The 19,235-nt window shown below is 49.3% G+C and carries 21 protein-coding genes and 1 pseudogene; 12 read left to right on the plus strand and 10 right to left on the minus strand.

Annotation, left to right across the window (positions count from 1 at the left end):
* Nucleotides 1-121 precede the first annotated feature (121 nt).
* Nucleotides 122-379, minus strand: a complete 258-nt coding sequence (locus LACSTY_RS09125; protein ID WP_010491358.1) for a hypothetical protein — start codon at nt 377-379, stop codon at nt 122-124.
* A gap of 76 nt (nt 380-455) precedes the next feature.
* The gene (locus LACSTY_RS09130) at nt 456-1,013 is read right to left on the minus strand and encodes an RNA 2'-phosphotransferase (RefSeq protein WP_087912401.1); all 558 of its coding nucleotides are present in this window, start codon (nt 1,011-1,013) and stop codon (nt 456-458) included.
* Nucleotides 1,014-1,061: 48 nt separating this feature from the next.
* On the opposite strand from LACSTY_RS09130, the gene LACSTY_RS09135 reads away from it, so the two are divergent.
* The 7 genes from LACSTY_RS09135 (at nt 1,062) to LACSTY_RS09165 (ending at nt 7,358) form a co-directional block, all read left to right on the plus strand.
* Nucleotides 1,062-1,568 (plus strand): GNAT family N-acetyltransferase, encoded by a 507-nt coding sequence (locus LACSTY_RS09135; protein WP_087912402.1) that lies wholly within the window; start codon nt 1,062-1,064, stop codon nt 1,566-1,568.
* Between the two features lie 231 nt (nt 1,569-1,799).
* A complete protein-coding gene (locus LACSTY_RS09140; protein WP_025013097.1) occupies nt 1,800-2,141 on the plus strand; it encodes a PadR family transcriptional regulator in 342 nt (113 codons plus the stop codon).
* A 2-nt stretch (nt 2,142-2,143) separates the two neighbouring features.
* A complete protein-coding gene (locus tag LACSTY_RS09145; protein WP_087912403.1) occupies nt 2,144-2,989 on the plus strand; it encodes a DUF1129 domain-containing protein in 846 nt (281 codons plus the stop codon).
* Nucleotides 2,990-3,077: 88 nt separating this feature from the next.
* Entirely contained in the window at nt 3,078-3,866 is a 789-nt protein-coding gene (locus LACSTY_RS09150; RefSeq protein WP_410055326.1) for an NADPH-dependent oxidoreductase, read from the plus strand.
* A 342-nt stretch (nt 3,867-4,208) separates the two neighbouring features.
* A complete protein-coding gene (locus LACSTY_RS09155) occupies nt 4,209-5,126 on the plus strand; it encodes an ABC transporter ATP-binding protein (RefSeq protein WP_087912405.1) in 918 nt (305 codons plus the stop codon).
* Nucleotides 5,113-6,729 carry an ABC transporter permease gene (locus LACSTY_RS09160; RefSeq protein ID WP_087912406.1) on the plus strand — a complete coding sequence of 539 codons (1,617 nt, stop codon included), beginning with the start codon at nt 5,113-5,115 and terminating at the stop codon, nt 6,727-6,729. Before LACSTY_RS09155 ends, LACSTY_RS09160 begins: the two co-directional genes overlap by 14 nt.
* Entirely contained in the window at nt 6,726-7,358 is a 633-nt protein-coding gene (locus LACSTY_RS09165; protein ID WP_087912407.1) for a TetR/AcrR family transcriptional regulator, read from the plus strand. Before LACSTY_RS09160 ends, LACSTY_RS09165 begins: the two co-directional genes overlap by 4 nt.
* A 392-nt stretch (nt 7,359-7,750) precedes the next feature.
* On the opposite strand, the gene LACSTY_RS09170 is transcribed toward LACSTY_RS09165, so the two are convergent.
* Entirely contained in the window at nt 7,751-9,154 is a 1,404-nt protein-coding gene (locus LACSTY_RS09170; protein WP_087912408.1) for an MFS transporter, read from the minus strand.
* Nucleotides 9,155-9,385: 231 nt separating this feature from the next.
* On the opposite strand from LACSTY_RS09170, the gene LACSTY_RS09175 reads away from it, so the two are divergent.
* Nucleotides 9,386-10,123 (plus strand): sulfite exporter TauE/SafE family protein, encoded by a 738-nt coding sequence (locus LACSTY_RS09175; protein WP_087912409.1) that lies wholly within the window; start codon nt 9,386-9,388, stop codon nt 10,121-10,123.
* 127 nt (nt 10,124-10,250) lie between these two features.
* A pseudogene (locus LACSTY_RS09180) lies at nt 10,251-11,279 on the plus strand (helix-turn-helix domain-containing protein).
* Between the two features lie 162 nt (nt 11,280-11,441).
* On the opposite strand, the gene LACSTY_RS09185 reads toward LACSTY_RS09180, so the two are convergent.
* Complete coding sequence (locus LACSTY_RS09185; protein WP_151466720.1) at nt 11,442-11,882, minus strand: GNAT family N-acetyltransferase; 441 nt, start codon at nt 11,880-11,882, stop codon at nt 11,442-11,444.
* Nucleotides 11,883-11,923: 41 nt separating this feature from the next.
* Nucleotides 11,924-12,781 (minus strand): alpha/beta hydrolase, encoded by an 858-nt coding sequence (locus LACSTY_RS09190; RefSeq protein ID WP_087912411.1) that lies wholly within the window; start codon nt 12,779-12,781, stop codon nt 11,924-11,926.
* 173 nt (nt 12,782-12,954) lie between these two features.
* Between LACSTY_RS09190 and LACSTY_RS09195 the strand changes: the two genes are divergently transcribed.
* From LACSTY_RS09195 to LACSTY_RS09205, 3 genes are read left to right on the plus strand one after another with little or no spacing between them, the layout of a single operon-like run.
* Nucleotides 12,955-13,335 carry a GntR family transcriptional regulator gene (locus tag LACSTY_RS09195; RefSeq protein WP_049172561.1) on the plus strand — a complete coding sequence of 127 codons (381 nt, stop codon included), beginning with the start codon at nt 12,955-12,957 and terminating at the stop codon, nt 13,333-13,335.
* The gene (locus LACSTY_RS09200) at nt 13,322-14,038 is read left to right on the plus strand and encodes an ATP-binding cassette domain-containing protein (RefSeq protein WP_087912412.1); all 717 of its coding nucleotides are present in this window, start codon (nt 13,322-13,324) and stop codon (nt 14,036-14,038) included. The genes LACSTY_RS09195 and LACSTY_RS09200 overlap by 14 nt, the downstream gene beginning before the upstream one ends.
* Complete coding sequence (locus LACSTY_RS09205; RefSeq protein ID WP_087912413.1) at nt 14,031-14,744, plus strand: ABC transporter permease; 714 nt, start codon at nt 14,031-14,033, stop codon at nt 14,742-14,744. Before LACSTY_RS09200 ends, LACSTY_RS09205 begins: the two co-directional genes overlap by 8 nt.
* A gap of 135 nt (nt 14,745-14,879) precedes the next feature.
* On the opposite strand, the gene LACSTY_RS09210 is transcribed toward LACSTY_RS09205, so the two are convergent.
* The 5 genes from LACSTY_RS09210 to LACSTY_RS09230 form a co-directional block, all read right to left on the minus strand.
* Nucleotides 14,880-15,758, minus strand: coding sequence for an ATP-binding cassette domain-containing protein (locus tag LACSTY_RS09210; protein ID WP_087912414.1), 879 nt, complete (start codon nt 15,756-15,758; stop codon nt 14,880-14,882).
* Between the two features lie 33 nt (nt 15,759-15,791).
* Complete coding sequence (locus LACSTY_RS09215) at nt 15,792-16,859, minus strand: ABC transporter ATP-binding protein (protein WP_087912415.1); 1,068 nt, start codon at nt 16,857-16,859, stop codon at nt 15,792-15,794.
* A gap of 26 nt (nt 16,860-16,885) precedes the next feature.
* On the minus strand, nt 16,886-17,194 hold the full coding sequence (locus LACSTY_RS09220; RefSeq protein ID WP_087912416.1) for a hypothetical protein: 309 nt from the start codon (nt 17,192-17,194) through the stop codon (nt 16,886-16,888).
* A gap of 96 nt (nt 17,195-17,290) precedes the next feature.
* The gene (locus LACSTY_RS09225; protein WP_087912417.1) at nt 17,291-18,247 is read right to left on the minus strand and encodes an ABC transporter permease; all 957 of its coding nucleotides are present in this window, start codon (nt 18,245-18,247) and stop codon (nt 17,291-17,293) included.
* A 14-nt stretch (nt 18,248-18,261) separates the two neighbouring features.
* Nucleotides 18,262-19,212 (minus strand): ABC transporter permease, encoded by a 951-nt coding sequence (locus LACSTY_RS09230; RefSeq protein WP_151466721.1) that lies wholly within the window; start codon nt 19,210-19,212, stop codon nt 18,262-18,264.
* Nucleotides 19,213-19,235: the final 23 nt, after the last annotated feature.

The raw sequence follows: 19,235 nt of genomic DNA on the forward strand, positions 1-19,235 counted from the left end.
TTCGGTTTTAAGTCAACGGAGGCATTTTTAAATGATACGATTGTAACGATTGAAAAAGAACGTTTTTCAATTGATACTTATTTCACAATAGACTAATACAGAGACGTTTTTCTGTGTTAGTCTACCAATCCTGAAAGCGCTCATCTTCCAACTTTTTCAACAGTTGGTGAAAGTTTTCCCGTGACGGAGCGTGATCTAATGTTTCTTGCTGCAACTCATTAAACCGCTCTGCTAAGTAATAAGCAGTGAGATAAAGCGTCAGTTTTCGTTTGACAATGGCTTCCGGATCTTTGTCGTCCGGTACTTGGTGTGACCCCACAACAAGATTGGCGAACTGTTTCGGATTTAACCGTAAATCATCAGGTGCATCAGCCTTCATGATAGAACCTCCTTTTTTAAGTATGCCTAATACTAACATAAAAAAACGAACGTTTCCGGCCAAAAGCGGGCGTTCGTCACGATGTTGGGGATGATGTTCGGGTTAAAAATGCCGGGGGAACTGCATGCACCAACCAAACCTGACTCCCTGTCGGATAAAAAGTTTTACCGGCAGCTGCTGCCGATTGCGCGGCCACGCGATAAATAACCGGATGAGGGTCATGCCGCACACCAACTTGCCAGGCCATTTTCGGATTCTCGGAAAGATGGACAAAATCGCGGTCCATTGGTTTAAGCCCTTCAACATCAATCAAAGCGGCTGCTTGATGTGACGTGCCATGATATAACCAGATGGGTGGCCGCCGCGCCGGCATTAACGGCAAGACTGGGACGCTATGGCCGTACACCGCTCTGATGGTGCTCCCCTCAATCGCAAACCGTTGCTTATCGCTTTGTGTCATAATGTCATCAAGCACCTGACGATCAAGGTGCATCTGATAATGCGCATTGAATCGCCGAATCAACGTTTCCAAATCCGTGCGGCCATAGCGATCCAGTTTGACACCGATTTTTTCCGGATGGTGCCGCAAGATCAGGCTTAATGTTTTACTGATTCTGACGAGTCGCTTATCCATTGATGACCACCTCGTTTTTCAAATTGACAAAGCAAAGAAGGCATGACATTGAAACTGCATTTTTCTACAGCGAACTTAACCGATCTTGACGCCATTATGCGAATCGAACAGGCAGGCTTCACACCCCAGGAGGCTGCCAGTCGTTCCAGCATGGCGGCCCGCATCATTCATTATCCTGACACGTTTATTGTAGCGCGGACTGATCAAACAATTGCGGGTTATATTGTTGGACCAGCCACTTCACAGTCAACCATTACCGACGATTTATTTGTTACCATCCAGCCTAACTCGGCAGCTGCGCCGTATATTGCAATTTTGAGTCTTGCAGTTGCGCCTGATCTGCAACATCACGGCATTGGCCGCCAACTCCTAGCCAAAATGAGCGATGTCGCGCGCAAGCAAAACCGCATCGCCATTACCTTAACCTGCCTCCAGCGTCTTATCCCCTTCTACGAGCACGCGGGCTTCCACAATGACGGCCAAGCCGCCTCCACTCATGCCGGCGAAGTTTGGTTTAACATGACAAAAGCTGTGACGCCGATGAGTGAGTCGTGAGGTAAAGGGGAACGAGACCGGTAATTCAATTTCGATTTCCGATTTTGTCACGCTCATTTTCCGCTTCAAAAGTGGTGTTTTAAGTCCCATTAACAAAGAACAATACCGTTCTCTCAAATTAAAATATGGAATCATAGCCGGCGATCTTCGTCGGCTATTTTGCTTTACATGCTAGTCGTTTCGGTTTAAACTACTAGTGTGCAAAACATATTAGGTGAAAGGATGATACTGATGGCGAGAGACGACAACAGCCAGATGCTAAAAGGCATTTTACAAGGGTGCCTGCTCATCTTGCTCGCGCGCAAAGAACAATATGGCTATGCCATCAGCGAATCGCTTAATCTTTTCGGCTTCGAAAATGTTCCTAAAGGGACGATCTATCCCCTGCTAATGACAATGGAAAAGAAGGGCCTCTTGACAAGTCATATGCGCCCATCGCCGGACGGACCAAGTCGCAAGTATTATGCGATCACAGCAGATGGCGAAAAGGCCAGGCAAACATTCATCTTGCAGTGGCATGATCTCAAAAGTCACGTTGATCAAATCATTGCGAACCAACCCAGGAGGGATTAGCCATGAACAAGCGCACGGAAGCGGTCAATAAAATAGCAGCTGAGAACAATCAATTACGTAAACAACTGACAAAAGCCAACCGCGACTACTACGAAGATTTGCTGGTTTACATGCGGGGCAAAAACTTGTTCCGGGACGACTATCAACTTGAAGAAAGTTTGCTAGGTATTCTCCAAGACCTCATTGACGCGCAAAATGATGGAACGGATGCGATGACTTATTTTGGACACGACCCCAAACAGACGGCAACTGAACTACTAAAGTCGATTCCCCTGCGTATCGGTAATTTTATCTGGTTTAACTTAAAATTGGCAGCAATGATGATCTTTATTTTGTGGCTGCCGCGTCTGACCTATCCAAACGTAACCTTCGATGCCGGAAGTTTGTTGCTGGCTTCCGGCATCGCGATTGTCAGTGCGTGGGGTGGGCTTTGGTATGTCGGTAGCCACGCTTTTGCCAAACCGTCCCGTCTTCAACTAACGGCAATTATTATTCTCGGCGTGATACTGTTTGGCATCATGGTCAGCATCTTGCTGTTTCTCAAAACCAGCTGGCAAATTCGACTGTCTGCACATACTTCGTTCACCGTCATTATTTTAGGGTTAGTCATTGCAGCGATTTTGCCGTTTGTCCATCACCTCACTGAACTTGAGCGCCCCATTTACTACTTCAGCTTGTTTATTCTCATTCTTGGTTTGCTTGTCTATTTGCGAGCCACACGTTCCTTTTTCAGGACCAAGATCGACTTTGGAAAGTGGCAATGGTTGCTTTATGTCTTCATAATCCTCTCGGGAGTCGGCATCGGCGTATTAATTTGGTGGCTGGGAGAACGACGGCATCATCATTAAAAAGCCTGTCATCACGACAAAGTCCTTAACGGTAAGTTATCTTTTCCAACTAAAAGTGCGCCCCTACCGCAACATTCCGCTAAAATAGATGGCATACGCATTGATTGAAGGAGTGACCTTTTTGACTCAAAACGAAACCATTCGCCGTCAGCTCCATCACCGCTCTATTCGGCGGTTTAAACCTGAGCACCTCAGCCATCAGACGATTCAGACGCTGCTGGATGTTGCCCAGCACACCGCAAGTTCCATGTATTTACAGCTTTTTTCGGTCATCCATATTCTTGATCCGAAAATTCGGGCCAAAATTGCGGCGATGAGTACGCAAACTTACCTGAATGGACCGGGCGAACTGTTTATTTTCATTGCCGACTTGCACCGCGTCGCCGACTTAACCAAGGCGGCACAGCAACCCCTTGACCGCCTCGGCCGGATGGATAAGTTCTTGCAGGCAAGTGCCGATGCCACCTTGGCGCTGCAGAACATGGTTGTGGCAGCTGAAAGTCTCGGCTTGGGCACCGTCACATTAGGCAGTATTCAAAATGATGCGCAAGCCTTGATCGATTTGCTGCATTTGCCTAAGTACACGTTCCCGTTATTAGGGCTCGCAATCGGGTTCCCGGATGAGCATCCTGATGAAAAGCCACGTATGCCCGAATCACTGGTCGCCTTCACGAATCACTATGGCGAACCGGAACCGGCTACTGATGCAATGGCCGATTATAATCGTACGGTGCATGATTACTACGCCACCCGTCACGGCAACCCGCGCGAAGAAACTTACACCGATCTGGCGGTCAGCGCAGCCACGCACACGCCAGCCAAACGTGATGACCTATTCAAGGTGATGCGGCGTCAGGGTTTCTTCCCGGAAAGTTGAAAATTGCTTTTTGCATCCAGATTTTAAAAATCCGCATAACCCAACTGCCCCGCCGACTGCTTGATGAAATGATCAGGCAGTCGGCTTTTTTGCTTCGATTTTAAAAGACGTCGGCTCCATGATTTGAAAGCTTTCACCTTTCATGATTGATTCAGCATGGCGCTTTGGACTGCGCCTATCAAAATTCATTGACCGATCAGTCAATTTGCGATTGACCCATCAGTCAATCGCAACTATACTTCAGGCGAAAAGGAAAATACGACGGGAACACGAGCCGCAAGTACTACCTTTCAAGCAGAATGCCAGCATCTTTTAACAGGATCGCATTCATAGGAGGCTACCATGGCAACTAATGTCATCGAATTAGATCACGTTCAAAAAAAGTTTGGCAAGTTTGAGGCGTTAAAGAATGTCAGCTTTACATTAAGTTCCGGACAGGTTCTCGGCTTTTTGGGGCCTAATGGTGCGGGCAAGTCGACGACGATTCGCATCATTTTAGGCATGTTAAAGAAAACTGCCGGCAGTGTCACCGTATTTGGTCACGATGCCTGGCGTGACGATGCCGTTATTCATCCGCGGATTGCCTACATTCCCGGCGATGTTTATTTGTGGCCGAATCTGTCCGGCGGCGAAATTATCGATTTGCTGCTTAGGTTAAACGGCCGCGACCATAACCAGAAAACCGATGACTTAATGCAGCGATTCAAATTTGATCCAACCAAAAAAGCCCGCACCTACTCCAAAGGTAATCGGCAAAAAGTCGCGCTGATTGCCGCTTTGTCGCAAGATGCGGACCTGTATATTTTTGACGAACCGACTTCTGGCCTTGACCCACTTAATGAGCAGACTTTTCAACAGGAAGTCCTTAAACTTAAGCAGGCAGGTAAAAGTGTTTTGCTATCGAGTCATATTTTGTCAGAAGTGGAGCGGATGTGCGATTCCATCGTGATTATCCGTGACGGCAGTGTGATTGAAAGCGGCAATTTAGACCAGATGCAGCACTTGGCGCGGCTAAAAGTCGAAGTCACGACAACAACAGCCAATGATGATTTAGCTCGGGTTGCTGGTGTTCACGACCTGACATTTGCAGCGGACGACCACACCAAAGCGGTCTTCACCGCCGATCGCGATGAGTTGAGTCGCATTATGCAGACCTTAGCGACCACCTCGATCCTAGACTTGCGGGTCTCACCGCCAACGTTAGAGGATCTGTTTATGCGTTATTACGGAAAGCCGGGTGAATCACATGCGGCGGAATAATCGGCATGCTGGCTATCTTTTAAAAGCCAACCTCAAACAAAATCTCAAATTTTCGGTTGTCTGGCTAGTCATTCTCATCATGATGATTCTCAGCGGTGCCGTGAAATTAGAAGCAGCCTTCGTTAACGGGGCTTCCGGTTCAAAAGACATTGTCAAAATGCTGCAGGCACCGGGGATGGCCGCGATGTTTGGCGCAACGCCTAAGGTTAGCACTTACAACGCTGCCATCATTTTTGCCGGTGTGATGGTCGTTTTTATGATCATTTTACAAGCCTTGTGGGTCATGCCGCTGATGATTCGCGACACCCGTGGACAGGAAGAAAGCGGCTTGTTGGAAATGGTCCGGGCGCGCGATGTCGGGCGCACGGCGGATGTCATCGCTGCCATTTGGGAGCTGCTACTGGTCAGCTTTGTGATGGCGGCCGCCTACTTCGCCTCGCTGCTCGCTGTCAACATGGACGGGACTGACATGACCGGCGATTTGTTGTTCGCCATTGCCATGCTGATCGCCAATCTGGTTTTCGGCAGTATCGCTTTGCTGTTCGCCCAGCTGGCCAACAATACCCGCACCGCCAGCATGTTAAGTTATATGGTCTTAGCCGCCGCCTATCTCATTCGGCTCGTCACCGATCTTAACCACCAACAACTCACCTGGCTTTCCCCGATCGGCTGGTTTGAAAAGGTCGACTTTTATACGAAAAATCAACTCACGCCGCTGTTTCTGGGCCTTGCCTGCAGCATCTTGCTTTGTGGTGCTGCCATGGCCATTGCGCAAAGTCGCGATCTCGGCGCCGGTGTGCTGGCGGAAGAAAAAGGTCGCGCCACCGCAGCGCCGTGGTTACGATCGATGCCGGCTTTGATCTGGCGTACCGAACGCGGTCTGCTGTCCGGGTGGCTGATTGGTGCGGTTATTTTCGGCGGCGTCATGGGCAGTGTTCTGGGCGGCGTTGGCGATATTCTTAAAACCAACCCGATTTATCGCCAGCTCTTAGACGTCAAGCAAATTCACGCCGCCAATCAAACCATGGTGCTTTCGTTTCTGGCGATGTATATGGCCATCTTTGTCGCTTTAGCAGTCACCGCTGGGGTTCAGATTGCCTTTCGCCTTAAGCATGACGATCGGCTGGGTTATCTTGGCATCATTCACGCAGAAAAGCCCACGCGGACCACGATCAGTACCAGTTACAACTGCTGGGCCTTACTCGTGGGCATTTCGGTGCTTTCTGTCGGGTTGCTCGCCTTATTTTTGACGGGCAATGCGGTCCTAGACCAACCGCTACCGGTAAAGTATCTCGGGCGACTCTTCATCGGTGGTCTGCCTGCAGTCCTGGCATTTATCGCGTTAGGCATTGCGTTAGCCGGTTTGTGGCCAAGATTGAGTAGTCTCTTTTGGCTTTATATGGGCGCCGGGCTGATCGTGCAGGTCTTTCACGGGTTATTTTCACTGCCCAAGCATGCAGGCGATTTTACTCCTTTTGGCTGGATTGCTGATGTTCCGATCAAGGCTTTAGGCCAATCGTGGCTTGCCATCATGCTTGTCAGTGCCGTGATTCTTTTCGTCATTGGAGTTGCCGGATATCGTCGACAGGATCTGAGCGTATGAAAAAAGTCGTCACCGACCCGCAAAAAGTAACCCGAATTTTACAAGTAGCAACTGACGCCTTCGGACAATTAGGCTTTGCGAAAACCAAAACCGATCAAATCGCCGCCACTGCCGGTGTTTCAAAGGGCTTGATTTTTCATTATTTTGGCAATAAACAAGCCTTATACCTCGACACCTTTAAAACCGCTTATCAGCGGATCTATGCCCATATGGATCCGCACCAATGGCAAGACGCCCCGGGTTTAGCCGCTATGATGTCAGCGGCAGTGAAATACGAGATGAAACTGCAATTAGCCTTTCCTGCCGAATACCGCCTCATGATGCAAGCTTATGCAGATTTACCACATTTTCCCCAACCCTTGCAGCAGCAAATCCAACAGGAAACTCGAGCCATTTCCGTGGAAGCCAATCGAATTTTTCGTGAAAAAATCGAACAATTACCCCGCCGACAAGGGATTTCCGTTGATGACATTTTCAGTGTGGTTTCTGCGCTTATTGCCCAACAAACCGCGGTCACAACACAGCTAATCGCCACTGGCAAGTACCGCAATTTTGAAGACCTGCAGGCGGTGGTTGATCAAATGAACCGCCAGTTGAAGATCGTCGAACACGGCTTTTTGCCAGACTAATTGGCGGTTTAATGAATTTCAAATGATCAAAAGAGCTTAGGCAATAATTTCCAAGCCGTGCCAAACTCCGCAATCTCCGGCTAGCTGGGGCTGGAACGCTGTGACGGCGCTTTGAGCCAGAAAACCGCTGTCTCAAAGTCGCCTAACAACATCAGCGACAAGACCGGTCGCTGTGTTGTTTGCACGGCTGAGCCCCATCTAGCCTACGATTGCTCCGCTTTGGCACTAACATCTTAAACAACTTAATCAAATTACCTTGGGAACAAACGGTGAACATACTCTCGATGCGATAATCCCTTGATACCTCGCATAGCGAAGAGTGCGTTCACCTTCTTATAGTAGTTATGAATTATGACCTAGCCTTAAACTGTCTGAGTCTTTTTAACCTGTCATCAAACTTTTGCTTTCGTCAGTTTAAACAAACGCGCGTAAAAGCCGAAGTTGACCAAGCCGATCAAGAGTAATAGTGCAAAAGCTAATTGACTGCCAATGCCGACGTTCTGGGCGTGGGTCAGACCGGGCACCGTGACCGCGGTCATCATTCCAGCCAAGACGGTGGTGCCGATCGACCCGGTGACTTGTTGGCCGGTGCTGTATAAAGCGTTGGCGTCACTTTGATACTGGTGGGCCATGACCTTCAAGCCGTAAGCCGTACTGTTGCCGAATGCCATCGACCGTCCAATGGCGAAGATCAGATACAGGATCGTCACGCCTAACACACCGATATGGCGACCCCAAATCGTAAAGCCCAGCATCCCAACCGTAAACAGACTGTTGCCCAGCAAAAGCGGCAGCCGCCCGCCAAAATGATCCAGCATCCAGCCATACACCGGCTGTCCCAGACCATTAAACACACTGCCCGGCAGTAAAATCAGCCCGCCGACAAACGCACTGGCGCCATCCACGGTTTGCACGTAATTTGGCAGCAGAAAATTAATCCCCACATTGGAAAACTGCATCAAAATATACGGCAAAAAGCTGTACAAAAAGCCACCGTCATGAAAAACATCCAGCTTAAACAGCGCTTTGGCATGATGCTTGGATAACCATAAAAAGACAACCATCGCCACGAGCACGATGGCACCGGCCACACCCGCAATAAGCCAAGTATGTTCACTAATGCCGTTTAAAGCGACTGTCAAACTAATCAAAGCAACCCCCAGCGCCGCAAACCGCAGCCAATCAAACGCAAAGGCAGAAGTCGGCGTATATTGCTTAATACGCCCTTGCCCCAATACGAGCAGCAAAGTCGCAAACGGCAAGGTGCTCCAAAAAATCATCCGCCAATCAAAAAAGTTGGCAATGGCTCCGCCAAAAGTCGGTCCCAAGGCTGGTCCGATCAGAATGATGAGGTTTGCGATGCCCATATATGTACCCAATTTGCTGGTGGGCACCGTGTCCAAAATAATGTTCACCATCAATGGCCCGCACAAGCCGACACACCCCGCCTGAACTAAGCGTCCAAGCAATAACACCCAGAACACCGGCGCTAAGGCACACATCAAGTCGCCGATGATGAAAAGCAGCGCCGCCGTAATGAAAAGCTGGCGATTGGTAAAGCGGCGTTTCATGTAAGCAGAGCTAAGCATCACGAGTGCCGCCGCCAAAAGATAGCCTGATGTCACCCACTGCACAGTTGTCAAAGAAACATGAAAATCATGCATTAACGTCGGAAACGTGACATTCATGGATGTTTCCGTTAAAACCCCGAAAAAAGACATAAGCGCCACAATGGTGATCACAAATAAGGCATGACGCGTGTTCTTTTCCTTTTGCTCGATGGTTGTTTTTGCCATGGTCGGCCTCCCTTTATCTTCCATGATAAGCCGGGCCATTTTCAGTAACAATATTGAAATTTAAATAATTCCGTGAAAACCAGAATTTTGGCTAGCACTTTTTCTGAAAGTCAGCGCAAAAGTGCGCTAATATGGAATCAATTAATAAAAATTATTTTATCAAGCGTGTTTAGCGAAACATGCTGTGCGGATATCCGGCAATCACCGGGCATCCCACTTGGAGGAAATTTCATGACAATCGTTTTGATTCTCCTCGGCTTTTTGGTCGGGGCTTTTATTATGACAATGGGTGGCGGCGGTGGCGCTTTCTACCTTGGTATTATGACCGGTGTCGCGCATTTGTCGCCGAGTACGGCGGCCGCGACTTCGCTTTTTACCGCCATTCCGGCACTGGCGGTAGGCTGTTATAGTCACTATCGCACTGGCAATATGCGGTTTCACGCCGGCAATCGGATTCTGCTCACCGCTGTTCCCGCCACAATTGTCGGCAGTTTGGCAGCGCCTTACATTCCTGAACTGATTTATTCATGGGCCATCGCCATTATTTTTGTCGTGCTCGGCGTGCAGATGCTGCGGCAATCGTTTACTCGTCACGCCAAAAAGACCGGCCAGCCCACTTGGTTTGCCTATGTGCTAGGCATCATTAGCGGCCTAATGGTGGGCATTGCCGGCTTAAGCGGCGGCGGACCGATCATGGCCGGGTTGATGTTAATGGGGTTGGATATGCCCCACGCAGCCGCCACCTCCTCTTATGCGTTGGTTGCATTGTCTATCATTGGCTGCCTTCTGCACGCGACCCAAGGCACAATTGCCTGGACGGTGGGCGGCTTGCTAATGCTCGGATCGCTGGTAGGCGCCGCCATTACTCCACGCATCCTCAACCGTTTCGATCCTCGGTTACTCACCGCCATCTTGCGCCCGGTTCTCGGTGTTTTACTGATCGTGATGGCTGTCAATCAGGTGTGGTAACCACATTGCGGCAACTTAACCAGCAGTTAAAAAATTTGCCACGAACTTGAAAGCGTCTCCATTGTTTTTGCATACGCCTCTCTGCATAATGAAACTAAAGATCATTAAAAAATGAGGGGTGAACATCATGCAACTGAGCCAAATAATCCGTAATAAGCGGCTAGCCGCCGGGTTAACGCAAGAAGAACTCGCGCAAAAAGTAGGTGTCTCCGCGCCTGCTGTCAGTAAATGGGAAAAAGGCACATCTTATCCTGACATTACCTTGTTACCTGTGTTGGCGCGTAACCTCGGCACGGATATCAACACGTTGCTGGACTTTTCTTCTGACTTAGATCCAGCGGCTCTCCAAGACTTTAACGCCAAGCTAACCATGACAGCATAAAAAGATGGTTGGCAAGCCGCCGTTGCGCTGATTGATCAAGAGTTGCGCGACTATCCATCAGTTTCACAATTACAGATGATGGCGGCACCTTTTCTTGACATGCTGAAGCCCCAGATTCCCAAAGACGACTGGCCTCCCGTACAACAACGGATTATTAAGTTGTACAAGGCGGCTGAGCAAAGCTCCGATTTGCAACAGGCACAACTTGCTGCACTGGGTCTTTTCAATTTTTATCTCAGTGAAGAGCAATTCGACGCGGCTGAAAAACAACTTGCTGCGTTACCTACCGAAACGGTAACTGCCTGGGCGTTAAAACCTAAATTGCAATTAAAACGTGGTCAGATGGCTGAGGCCTATGTTGAAGGCGAGAAACTATTGGGTAGCGATTATGGTGCTCTAGGACAAGTACTCGACTTGCTAACTCAAGTGGCCATTGCTGACCATCAGCTGGCAACCGCTGAGGAATATGTGAAGCTCGCTCAAGCATTGGGCCAAGCGCTCCCTATGAACAATCCATTCCTTATTGACACCGAACTGCAACTCGCCAAGGTGACCAAGGATGCCAAACGGGCAGTGGCAGTTATCCGGCAATACGCTGATAATTTAGATCAGCCATTCCCAAAGGTTTTTCAACATCTGCCTCAACCAAAACCGCAGGAATCGCCAGCTGTGGCACGCAAGCAATTCGTTCAGAACGTTGTGCTTGACCCAGACTTGGCATTTTTGAAAGATACTCCTGAATTTGACGAGTTGCTTAAGCAGTATGCAGATTAACTGCTCTTGTTTAAATGTTTTAGCATTCAATTCATGTACTACCTAAAAAGCATCGTCCACACAAGATTGCGGACGATGCTTTTCTACGTTTTACGAATTAATGAACCGGACCATTCAAAAACAATATCGGTCAGCCCAGCTTTAAAAAGTCGAAAGACGACGCTAATCCAACTGCATATATAAAAGTGGATATGGGTTACCTTGTTCGTCAAAATCCGTTCGATTATAAACTTCGAAACCAAGATGTTCATAAAATCCTTTTGCTTGGGGATTCTGCTCGTTGACCGCCAATCTCTTGATGCCATCGTTTTCTATTCCGAATTGTACGAGCCGCTTCCCAAGACCTTCTCCTCTTTTTGCAGGCGTCACAAATAACATTTCGAGCATTTCATTCTCTGTACCCATAAATGCTACTGGAACGCCATCTTCTTCTGCGATGATGAGATGCGCAACCTGACGCAATGCCTGAGGAACATATTCCTCAATGCGCTTCATTTCATCATCAGATAAGAATGAGTGTGTCGCCCTGACGGATTGTCTCCATACCGCTAAAAGTTGCTGAATTAACACAGGTTGCCTGTCTTTGACTTCAATTATCTTCATGTACCACCAATTCCTTCTCAACAAATACCGACCTGAATCGCTTATTGATCAGTAATCTTACCCGTGCTCAAAAACTCATACAGATACCGGTTGACCAACGGGTTGTGCTCATGCAACTTGCTGTGCTGTGCCTTGCTGTTGGTAATTTCACGCTCGGTGTAGCTTTTGGCTCGGCCTGCCACAATATACCGCAATGAGCGGGCGGAATTGACAGGGACGCGGCCATCGGATCCTTTGCCCAGATTGCCAAATAGATTCAAAACCGCCGCTGTCTTGGGAAAATTGCGCCGATTTTCATACATCGGCTTGTAGCGATCTGACATCACGCTGGGGCGGCCATCGCTCGCCAACTTGATGTCTTGTCCGCTGTTCATCCCCGGCATCCCGGGAAAACCATTGAATGGGCCGGCAATGGTGATGAGCCGTTGCAACGTTGGTTCGCCTTTTTTGTCTTTGGTGACTGCCCAATCAGCCCAAGCCGCGGAACCGGCAGAATGGCCAACAGCATTAAAGTCTTGAATGCCGTAACGTTTTTTCAACTGCTTAAGAATCTTGGTCAGCGTGGCCGCATCTGGCCGCCCGCTGCTGAACACAACGGCAATCAGCGGATGACGAACGCTCGGCGACCACGAACCGCTCACACTTAGCTGGCCCGTATTCGTCACGGTATAACGCAAAACCTGACGATAACCGGGATGCTTGCTAAGGTCGTTGATCATATCTTTTTCCGAGCCATAACCGCCACCAAAACCGTGAACAAACAATGTCGGTGTTTGATATGTCCCGGCAACGCGTTTGGTCGAAGGTGCCTCGCCGCGGTTCACCCACCACCACGCGCCGCCACTCACAACCAGAAAGATGCCGATGATGAGCATCACTTTGCCCCATTTTTTCGTCATCCTTCGCCTCACTTTCTCATGCTGGTTCTTGCCTTGCATTGTACCACGCAGCGGCGATTTTGGAACTTAGAAGCCACTCTCGCCGTTAAAATACTGGCCAGTGATACTTGGCAAACACGAGGATTATTGATACACTGTGTTAGATAACTAATACACTAATAAGGAGACACACCGTGGAATTTGACGATAAAGTTCCGATCTACCTGCAAATCAAGCAGTACCTATACCAAGCCATTATCACGGATCGGCTTAAGTCCGGTGCGCAATTGCCGGCTGTTCGGCAACTGGCTGCCGAGCTAACAGTGAATGTCAACACGGTTCAACGCGCATTAAGTGAACTGATTCAAGAAGGCGTGCTCGTCACCCGCCGCGGCCGCGGTAATTTTGTGACCGACGACATTAAGGTCTTGATTGAGTTGAAAAATCGCGTCATCGCCACCGAACTCGGCACCTTGTATCGCCAACTGGCTGACCTGAATCTTAGCGCCGCGGAAATGAAAGACGCTTTTGCCCAATATGTTGATGAACAGGAGGCTCACCATGACCACGAATAAGATTTCCGCAGAACACCTAACCTATAAACGCAATCGCCAACTCATTCTGGATGATCTCAATCTTGAGGTCCAGCAAGGTCATTTCATCGGGTTACTGGGCGCAAACGGTGCTGGCAAAACCACATTGATGCGGCTTTTAAACGGGGTGGCGACCAATTTTACCGGTACCATTCAAATCGGCGCCTCGGAAAGCATTGTCGACCGCAAGCAACTCAGCAGCTTTAGCGAATCGCTTAAAGGCGTCAACGCCCACCGCACGTTGCACCAAATCGCCACCGATTACGCCATCATGTATCTCGACTTTTCAGAAAAGGCGTTTGAAAACTTCACCGATAAGTACGAATTGGACTGTCACCAAAAATTAAGTGCGCTCTCCAAAGGTAATCGGAAAAAATTTGCGACCGCGCTCACCTTGTCACGTCAAACGCAACTCTATTTACTCGATGAACCATTTGAAGGCATTGACAGCATGACGCGCAAACGCCTTATCAGCAACATGATCGCCTGGAAGCCTGCTGCGGCCACGGTCATGATCTCGGATCACCATGTCAACGATGTCGTGAACATTCTCGACGAAATTGTTGTGCTAAAAGACAAACATGTTGTCGCGCACCGGAATACGGAACAACTCCGCGAAGAAACCGGTATGAGTGTCGAAGCTTATTATGAAAGCCTCTATGAAGGGAGCACCACAAATGACTAATACTTGGACGATGACAAAAGTCTTAATTCGGCAGCGCATTCAAACCGTGGTCAACACATTTGTCGTCACGATCGTTGCAACCATCATCACGGCGATTTTAATGTATTTTGGCGGTAGTGCCCGCTTCTCCATTGAACTTTTCTACTATGCGTTTCAACCATACTTAATTATTGGCGGACTTTACTTATTTATTCGACTCGCCATCAGGCAGGAACATACCTGGGTCGACAATTATTACCGCTCCGTGCCGATTACCAACCTAAAACTCTACATGGCCAATTTATTCAGCACTATTTCTAACTTTGTCATTTACTGTCTGGCGCAGAGCTTGGTATTTACTATCTTGCAGCTAACGACTTATGGCATTCATTGGCCAGAGATGTCTGTCTGGATGGACGCTGCTGAAGGAATCATCATTCTTGGCTTAACCTGCCTATTTATCTGGACATTCGTCAGTCTGGTCCACCTGCTCTCCGTTACCATCATGGCCTTCTTACCTGAAACTCAAATTCGTCTCGCGCAATGGGCCATTTATCTAGTCGTGATCATCACGGCCTCCTATCTGTTCAACCAGTTATGGCAACTATTCTTAATGCCCTTTAGTAACTACAACATAACCGCCATTCTCGGCGTTTTCCTAGTGATCTTCGCCCTCATTTCCAGCCTTAACGTCTACTTGCTGGAAAAATGGGTTGAGACTAAGTAGGTCGGGTATTGGCATATGCCATCGTTCTGCGCTAAAAGCTTTTATGAGTATTCACATAATAAAAATGGACTTTCAAGCGGCATCAGCTGTCACTTGGAAGTCCATTTTTGTGATAACCCGTAAAAGATCTTAAGCCTAAGGCGCCAACACCCAGTGGTCTGGTGCCGCCTCGGTTAAGGCCGCACCAGCCGGAATCGGTGTGCGGTCAAAATGAACACGTGGCTTTTGCTGCTCAAACAGCGGATCTGCTTGTGGCACCGAAGCGAGTAGCGTCTGCGTATACGGATGCAACGGATGACGGTAAACGGCTTCGGTAGCACCGGTTTCCACAATTTGCCCTTGATACATAACGACGATCTGGTCGCTGATGTAGTGCACCATGGACAGGTCATGGGCAATGAAAAGATACGTCAGATGCTGGGCTTGCTGAATCTGCCGCAACAGGTTCACAATTTGCGCTTGGATTGACACATCCAAGGCAGAAATGGGTTCATCCAATACCAGAAATTTTGGTTCAACCGCCAATGCCCGGGCAATGCCGATACGCTGCCGCTGACCACCGGAAAATTCATGCGGAAACCGATTAATCGCATCCGGCGGCAAGCCAACTTGCTCCAGCAACTGCAAAACCCGATCAAGTCGCTCCTGTGGCGATGACGCCAAGTGAAAATTATCAATGCCTTCCGCAATAATATCGGCCACTTTTTGGCGCGGATTCAACGATGCAAATGGATCTTGAAACACCATCTGGACTTGCCGCCGAAATTGCTTACGTTCAGCATGCGAAAAATGTTGAATCGACTCACCTGAAAACAGTACATCCCCGCCTGAAATCGGTCCGATGCCGGCAATCGCACGGCCAGTGGTCGTTTTTCCCGAACCTGACTCGCCCACCAAGCCAACGGTGGTGCCAGAAGCAATTGTAAAATTAATGTGATTCACTGCTTTGATGAGCCGCTGATCTTTCCGGAAGTTGACGCTTAGATCTTGAATGGCAAATAACGGTTCTGTCAAAAATAACCATCTCCATTTGTAAAAGGCTTCGAATTAGGCCTGATTCACCACGACCGCCAATGAAGGCTCCTTGGTGAGTTCGGCAAACCGCGCCCACCGCTTTTGAATCGTAACCGGCGGCTGGTAACTCGGGGTACGCGGATCAAGCAGCCAAGAACGAACGAAGTGGGTAGGTGATACCTGAAACAGCGGCGGCATTTCCTTGAAATCAATAGCCAGCGCATAGGGGTTGCGGGGTGCAAACGGATCGCCTTTGATCGGCTTCCGTAAATCCGGCGGTGTTCCCGGCAAGGTAAATAGCTCTTTACGCTGATCATCCGAACTCGGCACCGCATCCAGCAAGCCCCAAGTATACGGGTGCTGCGGATTATAAAAGATTTCATTTGCCGTGCCAGTTTCGACAATTTTACCGGCGTACATAATGGCCACGCGGTCGGCAATATTCGCAACCACCCCCAGATCGTGGGTGATGAAGATCACGCTTAAATCGCGCTTGGCCTTCTGGCGCTTGATCAAGTCCAGCACTTGCGCCTGCAGGGTCACGTCCAAAGCAGTGGTTGGTTCATCGGCAATCAGAACCTTGGGCTGCATGATCATCGCCATGGCAATCATGGCACGTTGCCGCTGACCGCCAGATAGCTCATGCGGGTACTTGCGCGCTATCAAGGCCGGATCAGACAAGCCGACATCTTGAATCGCCGCGTTGACCGCCTGCTTTAAAGCGGCCCCGTGCAGGTGGCGGTGCGCCTTAACCCCTTCGCCAATCTGCCGGCCGATGCGCATAGTTGGATTCAGCCCGCTTAGCGAATCCTGAAAAATCAATCCAAGCTCCTGTCCGCGCAATCGCGTATAAGTTTTCCTACTGGCGTGCAGCAGATCGGTTTCGCCATATTGCATGGCATCAGCCTTGACCTCTGCATCTTTGCCAAGTAAACCCAGTAGCGCATGCGTGGTCACTGATTTACCCGAACCGGACTCGCCAACCAAAGCGAGCGTCTCGCCTTGATGCAGTGTTAAATCCACCCCATTGACGGCATAGACATTTTCGTTGGCTTCATGAAACGTGACGGTTAAGTTTTTAATTGAAACAATATCAGTCATGCTGCGCTCCTTTCAAAATTCATTTTTTAATACAAAAACAAATCAATCACGGTGCCGCCAATCAGATTCACGGCGACCCAAATGCCTAATTGCAAGTTGCCAGGCAACGCCCCGAGCATCTTGCTGGTTAAGTTAGCATGTGGGCGGCGGGTGTGCAGCAGCAATTTAATCCCCACGGCAAGTATCGCCAAACCCACCAGCAGCCAAAACGTCTGGTGTAGCCCCCACAATATGGCCAGGGTCAGGCCTTCGCGCGTTAACGACAAGCCTGTGGTGACCACCAGCAAGCCAACGAAAAGCGCGGCGCCGACCTGCCAAGGATGTTTTTGGATCATTTTGACACTTCCTTAAAGAGGTTGTGCTGACTACCAATGCAGCGGCTTTTGGGTGAAGCCTGCAAACAAGCTTCTCGCTGCTGGCAGTCGGCTGATTTAACCTTGGAATTTCGGATCAAGGGCATCGCGCAAGCCGTCACCTACGATATTAAACGCAAAGACGATCGCGACTAAAACCAGAATCGGAATGTAAAGTTGCAGTGGATGTTGAAGCATCTGATCCTGACCACTGGCAATCAGGATGCCAAGGCTCGTGTTCGGAGCCTGAATCCCCAGTCCCAGAAAACTAAGGCTGGCTTCACCAAAGATGTTGCCGGGGATGCTTTGGCCAATATCCAGAATCAGAATACTCATCATATTCGGCACCAGATGTCGGGTCATAATCCGCCACACCGGCGTATCCAGCATCACGGCAGCCGTCACATAATCAAGTTGCCGCAATTGCATCACCAGTCCCCGCGCCTGCCGCGCCGCATCTGACCAACTGGTGAGCGCAAGTGCAAACAACATCGTCCACATACCATTGCCTAAAACAACCATGATCAGCATGGTGATTAACAGCCCCGGCAGCGAATTAAATACTTCAATAATCCGCATCATGATTTCATCGACCCAGCCACCAAAAAACGCCATGACCATGCCATAAATCGTGCCGAAGCCAATTGCCAGAACGGTACTGAGAATCGCCACCAAGAGCGAAACCTGAATACCGATGCAGGTGCGCGTAAACAAATCCCGCCCCAAGCGATCAGTGCCAAACCAATGAGCCGTACTCGGCCCGACATTTCGCGCATTGACTCGAATCAAATTGGGATCATAGTGCTGCAGTTGCGGCCCGATTAAGGCCACTAGCACAATGAGAATCAAAATAATACCCCACGCGACTGCCAAGTGGTCTTTTAGCAATTTTTGCCGCGCCGATGCCCAGAAACTGATGCTTTTGGGTGCATTCGTCTCATCCACTGATACTGCGGGTTGTTCTGTCAGTGGCGTTGGTATACCAGCATGATCGGGTCCTTGAACAAAATGAAAATCCGTATCACTCACAGCCATTCGCCTGACTCCCTTCAGTTGTCATATAACTTAATCCGCGGATCAACCACGGTATACAGCAGATCCGTGATAAACATCGTGACAATGTACAAGATCGCCAGCAACACCGTTTCGCCCATAATAATCGGCACATCGCGATTCGTCAGCGCCGTCACAAAATACTGCCCGATGCCGGGAATCACAAAAATGCTTTCAATGAAAATCGATCCGGTGATGCCAAAAGCCAACGTCACTGGCAACGAGGTAATAATCGGAATGAACGCATTTCGCACAATATGGTGTAACACGATTTGCGGTTCCGATAATCCCTTGGCGCGCGCCGTCATGACATACTCGCTCGAGGCCACATCCACCATTGAATTTTTCAGCAACCGCGCATAACCGGCAATGTAGCCGACCCCGCCGGCAATCGTCGGCAAAATGGTGTAAATCCAGCCACCCCACCACAATTGATCGCCACTGGGCCACCCGATAATCGGGAACCAGCCGAGTTTGCCGCCAAAATAACTTTGCAGTAACAGTCCCAGCACCAGACTCGGAAACGACATCAAAAACAGTGCCAGAATTGTCACCACCCGATCAATCCAGGTGTTTTTATACACAGCCGCCAGAATCCCCAGCAGTAGCCCCAGCGGAATGCCTAGCAACATTTGCTGGATACCTAGACGCGCCGATGCCGGCAGACGATCGCGGATCAAGTTCGACATGGTCACAGACGGATCGGCAATCGACTCGCCAAACTGCCCATGCAACATGTTGTTCATGGTGATGACATATCGTTCCATCACCGGCTTATTGAGACCCGTGTTCTTGTAAACCTGCGCGCGGGTCGCTGCCGGTAATTTATCGGTTTGGGCACTCAGAGCATCACCAGGCACTGCCGAAATCAGGAAAAAAGTTGCCGTGGCAATAAGAAAGGTTGAAATCAGCAATTCCACGAAACGTCGAATGATCAACTTAATCATGGCCGCAACCACCTTCTCCTTGA

The organism is Lacticaseibacillus styriensis (genome assembly GCF_030770295.1).
GTDB classification, from domain to species: Bacteria; Bacillota; Bacilli; order Lactobacillales; family Lactobacillaceae; genus Lacticaseibacillus; species Lacticaseibacillus casei.

What these genes read in the sequence shown, in the direction of transcription:
- LACSTY_RS09125 (WP_010491358.1), bottom strand. Translation starts at nt 379, where the DNA reads ATGAAGGCTGATGCACCTGATGATTTACGGTTAAATCCGAAACAGTTC.
- LACSTY_RS09130 (WP_087912401.1), bottom strand. Translation starts at nt 1,013, where the DNA reads ATGGATAAGCGACTCGTCAGAATCAGTAAAACATTAAGCCTGATCTTG.
- LACSTY_RS09140 (WP_025013097.1), top strand. Translation starts at nt 1,800, where the DNA reads ATGGCGAGAGACGACAACAGCCAGATGCTAAAAGGCATTTTACAAGGG.
- LACSTY_RS09145 (WP_087912403.1), top strand. Translation starts at nt 2,144, where the DNA reads ATGAACAAGCGCACGGAAGCGGTCAATAAAATAGCAGCTGAGAACAAT.
- LACSTY_RS09150 (WP_410055326.1), top strand. Translation starts at nt 3,078, where the DNA reads ATGGCATACGCATTGATTGAAGGAGTGACCTTTTTGACTCAAAACGAA.
- LACSTY_RS09155 (WP_087912405.1), top strand. Translation starts at nt 4,209, where the DNA reads ATGGCAACTAATGTCATCGAATTAGATCACGTTCAAAAAAAGTTTGGC.
- LACSTY_RS09160 (WP_087912406.1), top strand. Translation starts at nt 5,113, where the DNA reads ATGCGGCGGAATAATCGGCATGCTGGCTATCTTTTAAAAGCCAACCTC.
- LACSTY_RS09165 (WP_087912407.1), top strand. Translation starts at nt 6,726, where the DNA reads ATGAAAAAAGTCGTCACCGACCCGCAAAAAGTAACCCGAATTTTACAA.
- LACSTY_RS09170 (WP_087912408.1), bottom strand. Translation starts at nt 9,154, where the DNA reads ATGGCAAAAACAACCATCGAGCAAAAGGAAAAGAACACGCGTCATGCC.
- LACSTY_RS09175 (WP_087912409.1), top strand. Translation starts at nt 9,386, where the DNA reads ATGACAATCGTTTTGATTCTCCTCGGCTTTTTGGTCGGGGCTTTTATT.
- LACSTY_RS09185 (WP_151466720.1), bottom strand. Translation starts at nt 11,882, where the DNA reads ATGAAGATAATTGAAGTCAAAGACAGGCAACCTGTGTTAATTCAGCAA.
- LACSTY_RS09190 (WP_087912411.1), bottom strand. Translation starts at nt 12,781, where the DNA reads ATGACGAAAAAATGGGGCAAAGTGATGCTCATCATCGGCATCTTTCTG.
- LACSTY_RS09200 (WP_087912412.1), top strand. Translation starts at nt 13,322, where the DNA reads ATGACCACGAATAAGATTTCCGCAGAACACCTAACCTATAAACGCAAT.
- LACSTY_RS09205 (WP_087912413.1), top strand. Translation starts at nt 14,031, where the DNA reads ATGACTAATACTTGGACGATGACAAAAGTCTTAATTCGGCAGCGCATT.
- LACSTY_RS09215 (WP_087912415.1), bottom strand. Translation starts at nt 16,859, where the DNA reads ATGACTGATATTGTTTCAATTAAAAACTTAACCGTCACGTTTCATGAA.
- LACSTY_RS09220 (WP_087912416.1), bottom strand. Translation starts at nt 17,194, where the DNA reads ATGATCCAAAAACATCCTTGGCAGGTCGGCGCCGCGCTTTTCGTTGGC.
- LACSTY_RS09225 (WP_087912417.1), bottom strand. Translation starts at nt 18,247, where the DNA reads ATGGCTGTGAGTGATACGGATTTTCATTTTGTTCAAGGACCCGATCAT.
- LACSTY_RS09230 (WP_151466721.1), bottom strand. Translation starts at nt 19,212, where the DNA reads ATGATTAAGTTGATCATTCGACGTTTCGTGGAATTGCTGATTTCAACC.